Origin of the sequence: Rhodococcus sp. A14 (assembly GCF_011603105.1) — a bacterium.
GTDB lineage: Bacteria > Actinomycetota > Actinomycetes > Mycobacteriales > Mycobacteriaceae > Rhodococcus_F > Rhodococcus_F opacus.
In genome coordinates this window covers 20779-35728 of record NZ_JAAOQS010000016.1, presented here as the reverse complement: position 1 = coordinate 35728, position 14950 = coordinate 20779, and the positions used below count along the sequence as shown (strand labels likewise).

Below are 14950 nucleotides of genomic sequence, written 5' to 3'. Positions count from 1 at the left end.
ATGGCCTTGGCCATCGAAACACTCTGCGGATCAATGAGTTTTACGGAAACGGAGCGATAACAGATGTTCAAGCGAATAGCGATAGTCAACCGCGGCGAAGCGGCGGTCCGCCTGATTCGTGCGGTGCGCGAACTGAACGCCGAGCACAACTACGGCATCCGCACGATCGCACTCCACACGGAGGCAGAACGCCGCGCGATGTTCGTTCGGCAGGCCGACGAAGGTGTGTGCTTGCGCACAGTCAAGACCGGCACCGCCTACCTCGATCACGCCGAGTTGGCCCGCGCGCTGCGCGAGAGCAAGGCCGACGCCGTGTGGGTCGGCTGGGGCTTCGTCGCCGAGGATCCCGCGTTCGTCGAGGTCTGCGAGCAGCTCGGCATCACGTTCATCGGCCCGCCTGCCGAATCGATGCGCCTGCTGGGCGACAAGGTCGAGGCCAAACTCCTCGCCGAGAAGGTGGAGGTCCCGGTCGCGCCGTGGAGCGGCGGCCCCGTCGCCACCCGCGCCGACGCCCGCCGTCACGCCCAGGCCATCGGCTACCCGCTCATCATCAAGGCCCGCTCCGGTGGTGGTGGCCGCGGTATCCGCAAGGTGTGGTCGGAGGACGAACTCGAACTCGCGCTCGAACGCACCCAGGGTGAGGCCCAGCGGTCCTTCGGCGACCCCGTCGTGTTCATCGAACGGCTGGTCACCGACGCACGCCACGTCGAGGTACAGGTGATTGCCGACAACTTCGGCAACGTCTGGGCTCCCGGTGTGCGCGACTGCTCCATCCAGCGCAAGAACCAGAAGGTCATCGAGGAGTCCAGCTCGCCGCTCCTCACCGCCGAGCAGTCGAACCACCTGCGCACCGTCTCCGCAGAGCTCGTGCGCGCCGCCGGCTACCGCGGCGCCGGCACGGTCGAGTACCTGTACCAGCCCGAGCAGAAGACGTTCACATTCCTCGAGGTCAACACCCGCCTGCAGGTCGAGCACCCCATCACCGAGGCCACCACCGGCATCGACCTGGTGAAGCTGCAGATCCTCGTCGCGAGCGGTGAGCCGCTGGTCGGCGACTGCCCGCCCGAGTTCGGTCACGCCGTCGAGGCCCGCCTGAACGCGGAGGACGCCGCCAACGGCTTCGCTCCCGCGCCCGGCGCCGTGCAGCTGCTCAAGTTCCCGCTCGGCAGCGGTCTCCGCGTCGACACCGGCATCGCCCAGGGCGACGTCATCCCGCCCGACTACGACTCGATGGTCGCCAAGGTCATCGCCTGGGGTCGCGACCGCTCCGAGGCGCTCGCGCGTCTGCGCACCGCTCTCCGCGAGACCACGGTCGTGCTGCAGGGCGGCACCACCACCAAGTCGTTCCTGCTGGACCTGCTGGACCGCGAAGAGGTCATCTCGGCGTCCGCGGACACCGGCTGGCTGGACCGCACCGACGCAGGCACGTCCAACGTCCCGTCCCGGACCGCGGATGTCGCCCTGATCGCCGCCGCCATCGACGTCTACGACGCCGAGGAGAAGCTCGAGCGTGAGGCGTTCCTGTCGTCCGCTCGGGGTGGACGGCCCCGCGCCGGCCACGCCATCGGCCGCAAGGTGGAGCTCAGCTACCAGGGCCAGGCCTACGGACTCACCGTCACGCAGGTCGGCGCCCACAGCTACCGCGTCGACGGGGACGCCCCCGAGACCGAGGTCGAGGTCGACCGGCTCAGCGAGTTCGAGAGCCGCCTGGTGATCGGCGACCGCCGCCACCACGTCGTCTCGGTCGCAGGCCGCGCCCAGTACCTCGTCGAGGTCGACGGCATCAGCCACCAGATCAGCCAGGACGAGGCCGGCGTCGTCCGCGCACCGGCTCCCGCAGTCGTGGTCGCGGTGCCCGTGTCCGTCGGCGACGAGGTCGAGGTCGGCGCCACGCTGGTCGTCCTCGAGAGCATGAAGATGGAGACCGCGGTCCGCGCTCCCGTCGCAGGCCGGGTGCGGGAAGTTCTCGCCATGGTCAACTCCCAGGTCGACGCCGGAACGGCACTGCTGCGCGTCGAGGAGAGTTCCGAGGAGTCCACCGCTCCGAAGTCGCCTCGCGTCCAGTTCGATCTCGGTGCCCCCGCTTCGCACGGGAACACCCGGGCCGACGCCCTCGAGCAGATCGACGCACTCGCCGCACTGCTCACCGGTTACGACGTCAGCGCGAAGCGCGCCGGAGTGCTCCTCGCCGATTACGAGAAGCTGCGCGCCGAGATCGCGGGCGACCCGGATCTCGTGCAGGCAGAGCTCGCTCTACTGAACACGTTCGCGGATATCTGCGAGATCGGACGTAACCGTCCGACCGCCGCCGAGGAGGACGGTGACGAGCGCGTCCACAGCCCGCGCGAGCACTTCCACACCTACCTCCACACCCTCGACGTCGAGCTCGAAGGCCTGCCCGAGTCGTTCACGACCCGGCTGTCACGGGCGCTGCGTCACTACGACGTCACCGACCTCGAGCGCACCGCCGAGCTGGAGGAGGCGGTCTACCGTCTGTTCCTCGCGCAGCAGCGCATGGACAACCAGGTTCCCGTCATCGCCGCCCTGCTCGATCGGTGGCTGAACGACGGCAACGCTCCCGGCCGCGCACCCAGCGGACTCGGTGAGGTCCTGGACCGGCTGATCATCGCCACCCAGGTCCGGTACCCGGTGATCGGAAACGTCGCCCGCAACGTGCGGTTCCGGTTCTTCGACGAGCCGCAGATCCGCAAGGCCCGCGAGCAGGTCTACGACGGTGTCCGTGGCAGCCTCGAGTACCTCGCCGAGCGTCCCGACGCCGCCGACTACCAGGAACGCCTCGAGGCCCTGGTCGCCACCCCGCAGTCGCTGACCGAGCTCCTCGGGCAGCGGATCGCACGCAAGAGCACGACCGTCGGGCCGCTGCTCGAGGTGGTCACCCGTCGCTACTACGACATCCGCACGCTCGAGGACGTCACGTCCTTCGACCGCAACGGACGGCGTTTCGTCACCGGCAACTTCGATCTGCTCGGCGAGCGCCTCAACCTGGTGTCGGCCGTCGCCGAGTACGCCGAACTGCCCGGTGCGCTCGACGAGATCGGTGCCGTCGCCGCGGAGAACCCCGACAACCTCGTCCTCGACCTCTACCTGTCGTGGACCGCACCGCCCGCCGACCCGAACACGATGTCCGAGGACCTGCGGAAGGCGCTGTCGGCGCTGCCGCTGGCCGCGACCTGCCGCCGGGTCACGGTGTCCGTCTTCGGCGGAACCGACATGGACGTCCGCAAGTTCACGTACCGCCCGGACGACGCAGGTGTCCTGGCGGAAGAGACGCTGATCCGGGACATGCACCCGCTCACCGGCCAGCGACTCGACCTGTGGCGCCTGAAGAACTTCGACGGCACCCGCCTCCCCGCGGTCGCCGACACGTTCCTGTTCAACCTGGTCTCGCGCGACAACCCCACCGACGAACGCCTCATCGCGCTCGCCGAGATCCGCGACATCACGCCGGTGCGCAACGAGGACGGCCAGGTCATCGGTGTTCCCGCTGCGGAACGCGTGCTGCAGTCGTGCCTCGACGGCATCCGCCGGGCGCAGGCCACGCGCGGCAGCAAGCGCAAGCTCGACGCCAACCGCGTCGTGCTGTACGTGTGGCCGAAGATCGACGTCCCGGTCGAGGACCTCGAGGCGTTCGCCCGGGTCGCGGCACCGCTCACCGCGGGCGCCGGACTCGAGGAGATCACCGTGATCGCCCGGCTCCAGGGCGAGCCCGGCACGGAGTCGCGGGAGAAGGCTCTGCGCTTCTCCTACCGCACCGGTGCCGGCGTGGTCGTCAAGGTCACCGAGCCGCCGACCGAGCCGCTGCAGCCGCTCGACGCGTACACGCAGAAGGTCCGCAGCTCACGTGCCCGCGGCACCGTCTACCCGTACGAGCTGATCCCGCTGCTCACCGGCCGCGACGGCAGCTTCGTCGAGCACGACCTGGACGAGACGGGCCAGCTGGTTCCCGTCGAGCGTCCGTACGGTCAGAACAAGGCCGGCCTCGTCGTCGGTCTGGTCACCGCCCGCACCGACCGGCATCCCGAGGGAATGACCCGCGTCGCGCTCTTCGGTGACCCGACGAAGGCACTGGGCACCGTCGCGGAAGCCGAGTGCGCCCGCCTCGTCGCCGGTGTCGACCTGGCCGAGAAGCTGGGTGTCCCGGTCGAGTGGTTCGCGCTGTCGTCCGGCGCGACGATCTCCATGGACAGTGGCACCGAGAACATGGACTGGGTGTCCCGCGGCCTGCGTCGCCTCATCACGTTCACGCAGAACGGTGGCGAGGTCAACGTGATCGTGGCCGGCATCAACGTCGGCGCGCAGCCGTACTGGAACGCCGAAGCCACGATGCTGATGCACACCAAGGGCATCCTCGTCATGACGCCGGACAGTGCCATGGTGCTCACCGGTAAGAACTCGCTCGACTACTCGGGTGGCGTCTCGGCCGAGGACAACTTCGGCATCGGTGGTTACGACCGCGTGATGGGCCCGAACGGTGAGGCGCAGTACTGGGCGCCGAACCTGCCCGCCGCGTGCGAGATCCTGTTCGCACACTACGACCACGCGTACGTCGTTGCCGGAGAACGCTTCCCGCGCCGAGCGCAGACCAGCGACCCGATCGGGCGCGACGTGCGGTCCTTCCCGCACATCCACCCGTCCAGCGACTTCACCACGGTCGGCGACATCTTCTCCGCGGAGACGAACCCGGAACGCAAGAAGCCGTTCGACATTCGCACGGTGATGCGTTCGCTCGTCGACCAGGACCACGCGGTGCTGGAGCGGTGGGCCGACATGGCGGACGCCGACACGTCCGTCGTGTTCGACGCACACCTCGGCGGTTACCCGGTGAGCGTCATCGGCATCGAGTCGCGGGCCATCGCCCGTAAGGGATGGTCGCCGGCCAACGGTCCCGACCAGTGGACTGCGGGAACGCTGTTCCCGCAGTCGTCGAAGAAGACGGCCCGGGCGATCAACGCCGCCAGCGGCAGCCGTCCGCTCGTCGTGCTGGCCAACCTGTCCGGCTTCGACGGTTCCCCGGACTCGCTGCGGCACATCCAGCTCGAGTACGGCGCCGAGATCGGCCGCGCCATCGTCAATTTCGACGGCCCGATCGTGTTCTGCGTCGTCTCCCGCTACCACGGTGGCGCGTTCGTGGTGTTCTCCGGAGCACTGAACGACAACATGGAGGTGCTGGCGGTCGAGGGTTCGTTCGCCTCGGTCCTCGGTGGTGCCCCCGCCGCGGCCGTGGTGTTCACCCGCGAGGTCAACTCTCGGGTGGCCGCCGACCCGTCGATCCGGGAGCTCGAAGCCAACCTGGCGGGCGCCCAGAACGACGCCCAGCAGGCTCACCTGCGGGTGGAGCTGGCGGCCCAGCAGGCTGCGGTGCGCAACGAGAAGCTCGGTGAGGTCGCGGCCGAGTTCGAGGCTGTGCACAACATCCAGCGGGCACAGCGGGTCGGCTCCGTCGACGCCGTCATCCCGGCCGTCGAACTGCGTCCGTACATCATCGGTGCGGTCGAGCGCGGCATGCGCCGGGCGGTCGAAGCAGGCAAGTAGTCCCCACCCGAACGGCCGCGGCACCTACCGGTGTCGCGGCCGTTCGGCGTTTCCGCCACCGCGGGCGGGGAGTCCGCACCGGCCGCATTTCACCTGTTTCGGATGACGCGGGTGCCCCGGCCCGGTGCGATAGTCAGCGCAGAGTGAATTCGACTGTGAATGGAGCGCTGCAATGGACTCTTTCTGGGACTTTCTCTGGGTGATCATCGTCACCTTCGGCTTCGTGGCCTACCTGATCCTGTTGTTCTCCATCATCACCGACCTGTTCCGCGACCATAAGACGTCGGGCTGGGCGAAGGCCATCTGGATCATCTTCCTGTTCTTCATCCCGCTGCTGACCGCGCTCGTGTATCTCATCGTCAAGAGCGACGGCATGGCCCAGCGGTCGATGGCGGCCGCGCAGGAGGTGAAGCAGGCGCAGGACAGCTACATCCGTTCCGTCGCGGGCAAGTCCTCGGCCGAGCAGATCGCGGACGCGAAGGCACTGCTCGATGCAGGCACCATCACTCAGCAGGAGTACGAGACGCTGAAAGCCAAGGCGCTGGCCTGACCCCGCACCGTCACCGTCGAAGGCCCGCCCCGGTGCGGGCCTTCGTGCTGTCGGGGGTCAGTCCCGCACCCGTGCCGCGACGTCCCGGAACGCCTGCAGCACCGTGGCCACCGCGGGAACGTCGTCGGCTGCGGGCCGCCGGGCCAGTTCGTAGATCCGGGCCGCGCGCACCCCGGCGAGCGGCAGCTGCACCACCGTGCGGCTCGTCACCGCATGGCGGGCCAGCAGGGCCACGCCGTGACCGCCGGCGACGAGTTCCTCGATGACCCGGAAGTCGTTGATGCGCATCACCACATGCGGCTGCACCCCGGTCGCGGCGGCCACCGACATCAGCACGTCGTCGACGGGGAAACCGCCGCGCACACTGATCCACCTCTCGTCCGCCAACTGGTCCGGGCGAACCGCATCCTGTCCGGCGAGCGGATGGCCGGGCGGCAGGATGAGGTCGATGGGTTCGCGCATCAGCGGTTCGGCCGTCACCCGCGGCGAGGACGAGTCCGGGGCCCGCTCGTCGCGATGCGTCAGCACCACGTCGTAATCGGCGAGCAGGGTGGGCACCGCGGCGGCGGGCAGGTCCTCGTCGCGCGCCTGCACGTCCACCCCACTGCCTTCCAGCGCGTCCAGCAGTCCGGGCAGCAGCAGCGCGGCGCCGGACGGGAACAGCGCCACCCGCACCCGCCCGCGCGGCGAACCGCGGTAGGCGCTCATCTCCGCCGCCGCACGGTCCAGGGCCGCCACGACGTCGTCGGCGCGGACGACGAGCGCCTGACCGGCATCGGTGAGCCGCAACCGGCGGCCGGCGGGTTCGAGCAGGGTCACCCCGGCCTCCCGCGAGAGAATCTTGAGCTGCTGCGACACCGCCGACGGCGTCATCGACAACGCCTGCGCGGTCGCCGCCACCGTCCCGCGGTCCGCCAGCTCGCGCAGCACGCGCAACCGGGTCGCATCCATGTAGCAAAACTACATCGATGATGCACTTTAATGCGCTTGTCCTGATTGTTTCCGGCCCTCACGATGGAAGGCATGACCTCCCGCGACCGGCTGCTCGGACTCACCGTCGTCGTCCTGTGGGGGCTCAACTTCCTCGCCATTCGCGCGGGCCTCGACCACTTCCCACCGTTCTTCTTCGCCGCGCTGCGATTCTTCGTCATCGCGATCCCGGTCATCCTGTTCGTTCCCCGGCCACAGGTCCCGCTGAAGTGGCTGCTGGTGTACGGCCTCGGGTTCGGCGTCGGCCAGTTCGCCTTCCTGTTCTGGGCCATGCACGTCGGCATGCCCACCGGGCTGGCATCGCTGGTCCTGCAGTCGTCCGCACCGTTCACCGTGGTCCTCGGCGCGGTCCTGCTGCGGGAGCGACTGCGGCCGACGCAGGTGTGCGGACTGTTGGTGGCGATGGCCGGGATGACAGTCATCGGCTGGGACCGCGCCCAGCACGCCGCGCTGCTGCCGGTGGCCCTGACGCTGCTCGCGGGACTGTCGTGGGCGCTGGGCAACATCGGCAACCGCAAGGCCGCGTCGGATCAGCCGATGCGCCTGATGCTGTGGATGTGCGTCATTCCGCCGCTGCCGATGCTGGCGCTGTCGTTCGGCGTCGAGGGTCCGTCGGCGGGCTGGGACTCCCTGACGTCGTCACTGGAGGGCACCGGCCCGCTCGCGCTCGCAGGCCTCGCCTACATCGTGATCCTCGGCACGGTCGCGGGCTCGGGCCTGTGGACGGCGCTGCTCAGCCGCTACCCCGCCGGAATGGTCGCGCCGTTCTCCCTGCTGGTTCCCATCGTCGGGATCGGGGCGTCCTGGCTGGTGCTGCACGAGGAGCCGAGCATCCTGTCGCTGATCGGCGGGGCCGTCGTCATCGCCGGTGCCGCCGCCACCCAGGTGAGTGGCAGGGTGCGTCCGAGCACACTTTCGCGCTCACGTGCCCCCGCGCGAGTCGGCGTCTGACCGGACCCTGTGCAAAACTCGCGGAGTGAGTACTGGAACTGGGATCACGACGCGCGGCAAGCTCGCCCTGCGCGCAGCGGCGGCGGCCTCCTGGGCGTCGCAGAAGGCGGGCCGGGGCAAGGGCTCGATGATCGGCGGACTGATCGCCCTGAAGATCGACCCGACCCTGATGGAGCAGCTCGGCGCCGGCCGACGCACCGCGGTGATCACCGGCACCAACGGCAAGTCCACCACCACCCGGATGACCGCGGCGGCGCTCTCCACCCTCGGTGAGGTCGCGACGCAGGCCGACGGCGCCAACATGGACGCCGGCATCGTCGCGGCGCTCAGCACCCGCGTCCACGCGCCCCTCGCCGCCCTCGAGGTCGACGAGCTCCACGTCCCGCACGTCAGCGACGCCGTCAACCCCGAGGCCCTGGTTCTGCTCAACCTCAGCCGCGACCAGCTCGACCGGGTCGGCGAGATCAACATGATCGAACGCAAACTCCGCGCCTGCGTCGCCGCGCACCCGGAGGCCGTCGTGATCGCCAACTGCGACGACGTCCTCGTCACCTCGGTGGCCTACGACGCGAAGAACGTCGTCTGGGTCGCTGCCGGGGGCGGATGGGCCAGCGACGCCGCCAGCTGTCCGCGCACCGGCGAACCCATCGTGTGGGAGGGCTCGCACTGGCGCAGCACGGGTTCCGACTTCGCGCGCCCGACCCCCGACTGGTGGCTGGACGACGAAAACCTGTACGGGCCCGACGGCCTGAAGATCCCGATGACCCTCGCCCTGCCCGGACGCGCCAACCGCGGCAACGCCGCACAGGCCGTCGCTGCGGCCGTTGCGATGGGCGCGAAGGCGGAGGACGCCGTCGCCGCCGCGGCCACCGTCCAGGAGGTCGCGGGCCGCTACAGCACCGTCGAGGTCGGGTCGCACTCCGTGCACATGCTGCTCGCCAAGAACCCCGCCGGCTGGCAGGAAGCGCTGTCGATGATCGACCCCACCGTCGACGGACTCGTGATCGCCGTCAACGGGCAGGTTCCCGACGGCGAGGATCTGTCCTGGCTGTGGGACGTGCGGTTCGAGCACTTCGAGGGCGTCAAGGTGGTGGCCGCCGGCGAACGCGGCACCGACCTGGCCGTCCGCCTCACGTACGCCGGCGTCGAGCACACGCTCGACCCGAACCCGTTGCGGGCCATCGCGTCCTGCCCGCCCGGACGCGTCGAGGTGCTCGCCAACTACACCGCCTTCCGCGACCTGAACACCGCCATCGCGAAGGAGGCGCGCAATGCCTGACTCGACCGTACGCATCGGCCTGGTGCTGCCCGACGTGATGGGCACCTACGGCGACGGCGGCAACGCCCTGATCCTCCGGCAGCGACTGCGCATGCGCGGATACGACGCGGAGATCGTCGAGATCACGCTGAACGATCCGGTCCCGGAGTCCCTCGACGTCTACACGCTCGGTGGGGCCGAGGACTCGGCGCAGCGCCTCGCCACCCGGCACCTCGCCAAGTACCCCGGACTGCAGAAGGCCGCCGAACGCGGCGCCCCCGTCCTGGCGATCTGCGCCGCGATCCAGGTGCTCGGCAACTGGTACGAGACGTCGAGCGGCGAACGCGTCGACGGCGTCTCGATGCTCGACGTCACCACGTCCCCGCAGGCGACGCGTTCCATCGGTGAAGTGATCACGGCACCACGGATGGACGGGCTGACGCAGCCGCTCACGGGGTTCGAAAACCACCGCGGCGGAACCACACTCGGCTCCGACGCCCGCGGCCTGGCCCGGGTCACGCACGGCGTCGGCAACGGCGTCGGGGACGGGCTCGAAGGCGTCGTCCAGGGTTCCGTGATCGGCACGTACATGCACGGACCCGCGCTCGCCCGCAACCCCGAACTCGCCGACCTGCTCCTGAAGCGGGCGCTGGGCGTCGACGAACTCGCGCCCCTCGACCTGCCCGAGGTCGAGCAGTTGCGCCGGGAGCGCCTGCGCGTCTGAGCACGTGAGTGGCAAAGCGTCGTCCCGCACGCTTTCTCACTCACCTCCGCAGGTGAGTGAGAAAGAGTGGCGGGGCACTCTTTCTCACTCACGTGGGCAGGCTGGACAGCGGCGCGACATATCGGCCCATCCTTCGCGGACCAACACCCGGCGCACTTCCTCGAATACCCCGCAGGGGTCGCGGGTCGTCTCATCCCACCCGTAGACCAGCCGTGGACGGTCGGCCAGCTCCGCCGCGTTGTCGCGCCGACGGTCACGGAAACGGGACTGTTGCGCGCTGTGATACTGCTGCCCGTCGAGCCGGACGATCAGCGGCACACCCATGGGGCTGTAATCGACGTCCTCGTACAGAATCCGGCCGTCCACGACGTGCGGCATCTGACGTTTTCCGCTCGGCAGCCCGTGCGCCCGTTCGACGTCGAGTGCGTAGCGGTGTTCGAGGGCCGATTGAACGCCGTCGCCGAGCAGCATCACGGCGTCGGCGATGTCGGTCGCATACCGGTGTGGACGCCGGACCTCGAGTTTCCGCCGGAGCACCTCGACGTGGACCTTGCCACTTGTGGCGGCCTCGATGAACCGGAGGGCCGCCTCCCGCGGGGTGGCCTCGGACACCGCGAGGTCGATCACCGTGTCGGCCAACGATGTCCGTGGCCGACGGAACGGGACCGAGATGTGCTCGAACGCGCGAGACCGATGGACCACGACGCCACCATGAACGAGTGCGTTGCCGACCGAGGTCGGGCGCCGACTGCCGGGTGAGCGGACCGTCTGCCCCTGATTCACCGCCGAGCAGTTGTAGGGGACAGTGATGTGGACCGGTGCCGACGGGTCGTCGACGCGGAGCAGTCCCCATTCCTCGGCCGCGGTCCGGTGACTCAGGATCGCCCGGCCGCCGTACAGGAGTGCGGCGGAGAGGGCCATCGGGCGGGTGAGCGGACCGTTGGTGACCGCGATGACGCGCGGCAGCACCCGCAGCCACTGACCGGACACCACACGATGCCGGAGTGCGGTGGCACTGACGCCGTGCGCCCGGAGCTGTGCCGTGGTGACGACGCCGTCCTGGGCGTCGAGAATGGACTGCCATGGGTCGTGTTCCATGCCCGGAACGGTGTCGGCCCGCCCCGACAGGAACCGCCCCTTCCCACCATTTTTCCACAGCCTGTGGATAAACCCTGTGAGTACCGATGTCCATCCGGGTACACATCGGCACTCACCTGCCGAGCGCAACCAAAGGGTTGCAGAACGTCGTAAAGAGTGCAACCATGGAGTTGCACATCAACCGTCGTCGAAAAGGTGGCCCACCATGGACGCATCGAGCAGCATCACCCGGACCGTTGTCGTGAACGCCCCGAGATCGGCGGTGTGGGCGGCGATCACGGATCCCGACAAGATCAGCCAGTGGTTCGGGCAGCGCACGTCGCTCGACCTCAGCGTCGGCGGCAAGGCCGCCTTCACCTGGGACGAGCACGGCACCGCCCGCGCCGTCGTCACGGAGGTCGACGAACCGAACGCGTTCGGCTTCCGCTGGGCAGCCGACATGGAAGCAGACCCGGTGATCGGCAACTCCACCCTGGTGCGGTTCACGCTGTCCGAGCACGCGGCCGGCACCGAACTGACAGTCGTCGAGACCGGGTTCGACACCCTCGACCGCGACGTCGCCGACCAGAAGCGGGCCCGCGAGGGCAACGTCCAGGGCTGGCACGCCGAACTCGACGAACTGGTCGCGTACCTGCACGGCGTGAAGGCATGACAGTGGGCACGTACGCCGAATTGGCCTCGGTGTTCGCGGCGCTGTCCGACGAGACCCGCTGGGAGATCCTCACCGAACTCGGGCGGGCCGACCAGTCGGCGTCGTCGCTCGCCACCCGGCTTCCGGTGTCGAGGCAGGCCATCGCGAAGCATCTGAATGCGCTGCAGGCCTGCGGACTGGTGGAGTCGGTGAAGGTGGGCCGCGAGAGCCGCTACCGCGCGCTGGGCGCCGAGCTCAACAAGACGGCGCGGACGCTGGAACGAATCGGCGCCGAGTGGGATCGCCGGCTGGCCGCCATCAAACAGATCGCGGAATCGATGGAGGAGTAAAGACCCCAGACAGGGGTTCGGCCGGGAATGCTTCTGCATTCTCGGCCGGATCTCTGCTTCTCGAGTTTTCTCTGCTCACAGGTACATTTCCTCGATCCGCATCACTGACGATACACGTGAGTGACCTACGTCACAAGTGGCTCTACCGGACTTTTCTTCATCCGATCGTGCCCCGGCAGGGCCAGGGACACCGCGAACACCAGGACCGCCAGCACCGCGCACACCCCGTAGGCGATCGAGAAACCGGCGGCCGAGGCGACACCGCCCACCATGCTCGCCGCCAAAACCGTCGCGACCACCGCGCTGCACATGGTGGTACCCATCGTCCGCAGCAGGACGTTGACGCCGTTGGCCGCGGCCATCTGCGTGGACGGCACAGCCCGGACGATCAGCATCGGCAGCGTGCTGTACACCAGCGCGGTGCCGACGGCCGCGACACCGAGCGCCGCGATCACCATCCACAACTCCTTGTGCGGCACGGTGTGCAGCGCGTAGCCGAGGACGAGACAGATCGCGCCCGACAGGATCGTCACCTTCGACCCGTAACGCTCGGACACCCGGGCGCCGACCTGCGCGAAGACGATCATCGACAGACTCGTCGGCAGCTGGCACACCGCGGCCTGGAGGATCGTCAGGCCGTAGCCGGCGTCTCCGCGGGGCGCCTGCAGCAGCTGTGTGGTGATGAGCGCGTTTCCGTAGAACGCGAACCCGACGAGAAGCGCCGTGACGTGCGGCAGCAGCACCGACCGTCGCGCCGACACCCGCAGGTCCACGAGCGGGTTCCGGTTGCGCAGCTGCTGATGTCCCCACAACGCGAACAGGAACACCGCGGACGCGAACATGCCCAGCACCGCGGGACTTCCCCAGCCCCACGAGCTGCCCTGGGTGATCGGGACGAGCAGGCAGACGAGGGCGGCGGTCAGACCGACGGCACCGACACCGTCGAACCGCCCACCCGACCGCACCTCGGACTCGCGGATGAACAGCACCGCGGCTGTGGTGACCGCGAGCCCGATTCCCGCGATGACCCAGAAGAGGACGTGCCAGTTGGAGTACTCGGCGACGGACGCCGCGAACGGCAGTCCGAGCGCCGTGCCGATCCCGAGGGTCGAGCTCATCATGGCGATGGCGCCGTTGACCTTCTCCCGCGGCAATTCGTCGCGGAGGATCGAGATTCCGACCGGGATGACGGCGGCGCCTGCCCCCTGCAGTCCTCGCGCGAAGATCAGGAACGCGATGTCGGACGTCACGGCGCAGATCAACGCGCCGAGCGTCATGAAGACGAAGGCGACGAGAAGCATCCGCTTCTTGCCGAACATGTCGGCGAGCCTGCCGAAGATCGGGGTGACGACCGCGCCGACCAGGAGGGTGGTGGTGATCAGCCAGGACACCGACGTCAGACTCGCGCCGGTGAACGTCGGCATGCTGGGCAGGAGGGGCACCATGACCGTTTGCAGGACGGCCTGGAACACGCCCGCGAACGCGAGAATCGGGAAGAGGTAACGCGATCCGCCGGCAGAGTCCGGCGGTGCGACCGGCTGATCCGCGAGCGCCGACAGTGGGCGCGGCAACGAGATCGTCAAGCGTCACCCCTTGCACAGCTGGTAAATGGTTGTTCACCAGATTAGGTGAACAACCATTTACCCCGCAAGCCGGACAATCCGCCCTCAGCCGTCGAGCAACTCCTGCACCAGCGGGGCATAGTGCGCCACCACCTCTTCCGGGGTGCCTGTCGCGTGCTCCTGCATCATCTTGCGACGCATGACGGCGAGACCCGTCAGCATCGACATCACCAGTTCGGCGCGCAGCCGGGCATTCGGCCCGGGTAGTCGTTCGGCCAGCGCGTCGATCATCTGCGCCGAATAGTTGGCGCGGAGCTTGCGGCTGCTCTCCTCGCTCGGCCCGCTCATGAACAGAATGTTCAACGACAGGGGCTTGTACGGTTCGAGCGGCCGCGCGAACATCGACACCATCCGCTCACCGAGACCGTCCAGCGGACCGCTGAACACGATCTCCGCGGCGGCGCGGAAATCGACGAGCGCGTCGAACAGCTGCTCCTTCGACCCGAAGTACTTGATGATCAGCGGTGCGCTGACCCCGGCGTCCTCGGCGATGTCCTTGAGCGTGATCTCCCGATACGGACGTGTCGCGAACGCCCGCCCCGCCGCGTCGACGATCAGCGACCGCGACTGCTCGGCCGTCCGCTTCACCGGCGCGGCAGTGCCCGGATCCGACGTCACAGCGTGCGTCTCCCCGACAACGCCCTGCCCAGCGTGAGCTCGTCGGCGAACTCGAGGTCGCCGCCCATCGGCAGACCCGACGCGAGCCTGCTGACCGTCAGCCCGGGGAAGTCCCGCAGCATCCGCACCAGATACGTCGCAGTGGCCTCCCCCTCGGTGTTGGGGTCGGTCGCGATGATCACCTCGGAGACGTCGACGCCGTCCTCCTGATTGCCGATGCGCGCGAGCAACTCCCGGATACGGAGCTGATCGGGACCCACCCCGGACAGCGGATCCAGCGCGCCGCCCAGAACGTGATAGCGGCCCTTGAACTCGCGCGTGCGCTCGACGGCCTGGACGTCCTTCGGCTCCTCGACCACACAGATCACCGTGCGGTCGCGGCGCGGATCGGCGCAGATGCGGCAGCGCTCCTTGTCGGAGACCGTGCCGCACACCACACAGAACTGGACGCCGTCGCGCACCCGCTGGAGCGCATTCTTGAGCCGGTCGATCTCCGGCGGCTCGACGCTGAGCAGGTGGAACGCGATGCGCTGTGCGCTCTTCGGCCCGACGCCGGGCAGCTTGCCGAGCTCGTCGATCAGATCCTGAACCGGACCTTCGTACAC

Annotated in this window: 11 protein-coding genes and 1 pseudogene; 7 read left to right on the top strand and 5 right to left on the bottom strand. The window is 68.8% G+C overall.

From position 1 onward, the window contains the following. The first annotated feature begins 63 nt into the window (after positions 1 to 63). Entirely contained in the window at positions 64 to 5553 is a 5490-nt protein-coding gene (locus G9373_RS11590) for a biotin carboxylase N-terminal domain-containing protein (RefSeq protein ID WP_054247732.1), read from the top strand. Positions 5554 to 5725: 172 nt separating this feature from the next. Continuing rightward, positions 5726 to 6103 (top strand): SHOCT domain-containing protein, encoded by a 378-nt coding sequence (locus tag G9373_RS11585; protein WP_005253383.1) that lies wholly within the window; start codon positions 5726 to 5728, stop codon positions 6101 to 6103. A gap of 57 nt (positions 6104 to 6160) precedes the next feature. On the opposite strand, the gene G9373_RS11580 is transcribed toward G9373_RS11585, so the two are convergent. Then, the gene (locus G9373_RS11580; protein ID WP_005253382.1) at positions 6161 to 7054 is read right to left on the bottom strand and encodes a LysR family transcriptional regulator; all 894 of its coding nucleotides are present in this window, start codon (positions 7052 to 7054) and stop codon (positions 6161 to 6163) included. 72 nt (positions 7055 to 7126) lie between these two features. Here G9373_RS11580 and G9373_RS11575 point away from each other — a divergent pair, with 72 nt between their 5' ends. Genes G9373_RS11575 through G9373_RS11565 form a run of 3 tightly spaced genes read left to right on the top strand, consistent with a single transcriptional unit; the run spans position 7127 to position 10026 of the window. Beyond that, positions 7127 to 8044 carry an EamA family transporter gene (locus G9373_RS11575; RefSeq protein ID WP_167115222.1) on the top strand — a complete coding sequence of 306 codons (918 nt, stop codon included), beginning with the start codon at positions 7127 to 7129 and terminating at the stop codon, positions 8042 to 8044. Between the two features lie 7 nt (positions 8045 to 8051). Beyond that, on the top strand, positions 8052 to 9323 hold the full coding sequence (locus tag G9373_RS11570) for a MurT ligase domain-containing protein (protein WP_206032080.1): 1272 nt from the start codon (positions 8052 to 8054) through the stop codon (positions 9321 to 9323). Beyond that, on the top strand, positions 9316 to 10026 hold the full coding sequence (locus tag G9373_RS11565; protein ID WP_005562801.1) for a glutamine amidotransferase: 711 nt from the start codon (positions 9316 to 9318) through the stop codon (positions 10024 to 10026). Before G9373_RS11570 ends, G9373_RS11565 begins: the two co-directional genes overlap by 8 nt. Before the next feature lie 84 nt (positions 10027 to 10110). Here G9373_RS11565 and G9373_RS11560 read toward each other — a convergent pair whose 3' ends face one another. Then, positions 10111 to 11124 carry a type IV toxin-antitoxin system AbiEi family antitoxin domain-containing protein gene (locus tag G9373_RS11560; RefSeq protein ID WP_133985945.1) on the bottom strand — a complete coding sequence of 338 codons (1014 nt, stop codon included), beginning with the start codon at positions 11122 to 11124 and terminating at the stop codon, positions 10111 to 10113. A 205-nt stretch (positions 11125 to 11329) separates the two neighbouring features. Between G9373_RS11560 and G9373_RS11555 the strand changes: the two genes are divergently transcribed. Both G9373_RS11555 and G9373_RS11550 read left to right on the top strand, forming a co-directional pair. Beyond that, entirely contained in the window at positions 11330 to 11776 is a 447-nt protein-coding gene (locus G9373_RS11555) for an SRPBCC family protein (RefSeq protein WP_054248050.1), read from the top strand. Then, on the top strand, positions 11773 to 12105 hold the full coding sequence (locus G9373_RS11550) for a metalloregulator ArsR/SmtB family transcription factor (RefSeq protein WP_167115219.1): 333 nt from the start codon (positions 11773 to 11775) through the stop codon (positions 12103 to 12105). The genes G9373_RS11555 and G9373_RS11550 overlap by 4 nt, the downstream gene beginning before the upstream one ends. Positions 12106 to 12230: 125 nt before the next feature. On the opposite strand, the gene G9373_RS11545 is transcribed toward G9373_RS11550, so the two are convergent. The 3 genes and pseudogenes from G9373_RS11545 to recR all read right to left on the bottom strand — a co-directional run. Further along, entirely contained in the window at positions 12231 to 13688 is a 1458-nt protein-coding gene (locus G9373_RS11545; RefSeq protein ID WP_167115216.1) for an MFS transporter, read from the bottom strand. Between the two features lie 84 nt (positions 13689 to 13772). Then, positions 13773 to 14285: a TetR family transcriptional regulator gene (locus G9373_RS11540; RefSeq protein ID WP_206032079.1), complete on the bottom strand. Its 513-nt coding sequence runs from the start codon at positions 14283 to 14285 to the stop codon at positions 13773 to 13775. 56 nt (positions 14286 to 14341) lie between these two features. Then, positions 14342 to 14950: pseudogene (recR, locus tag G9373_RS11535) on the bottom strand (recombination mediator RecR); the annotation flags it as partial.

What these genes read in the sequence shown, in the direction of transcription:
- G9373_RS11590 (WP_054247732.1), top strand. Translation starts at nt 64, where the DNA reads ATGTTCAAGCGAATAGCGATAGTCAACCGCGGCGAAGCGGCGGTCCGC.
- G9373_RS11585 (WP_005253383.1), top strand. Translation starts at nt 5,726, where the DNA reads ATGGACTCTTTCTGGGACTTTCTCTGGGTGATCATCGTCACCTTCGGC.
- G9373_RS11580 (WP_005253382.1), bottom strand. Translation starts at nt 7,054, where the DNA reads ATGGATGCGACCCGGTTGCGCGTGCTGCGCGAGCTGGCGGACCGCGGG.
- G9373_RS11575 (WP_167115222.1), top strand. Translation starts at nt 7,127, where the DNA reads ATGACCTCCCGCGACCGGCTGCTCGGACTCACCGTCGTCGTCCTGTGG.
- G9373_RS11565 (WP_005562801.1), top strand. Translation starts at nt 9,316, where the DNA reads ATGCCTGACTCGACCGTACGCATCGGCCTGGTGCTGCCCGACGTGATG.
- G9373_RS11560 (WP_133985945.1), bottom strand. Translation starts at nt 11,124, where the DNA reads ATGGAACACGACCCATGGCAGTCCATTCTCGACGCCCAGGACGGCGTC.
- G9373_RS11555 (WP_054248050.1), top strand. Translation starts at nt 11,330, where the DNA reads ATGGACGCATCGAGCAGCATCACCCGGACCGTTGTCGTGAACGCCCCG.
- G9373_RS11550 (WP_167115219.1), top strand. Translation starts at nt 11,773, where the DNA reads ATGACAGTGGGCACGTACGCCGAATTGGCCTCGGTGTTCGCGGCGCTG.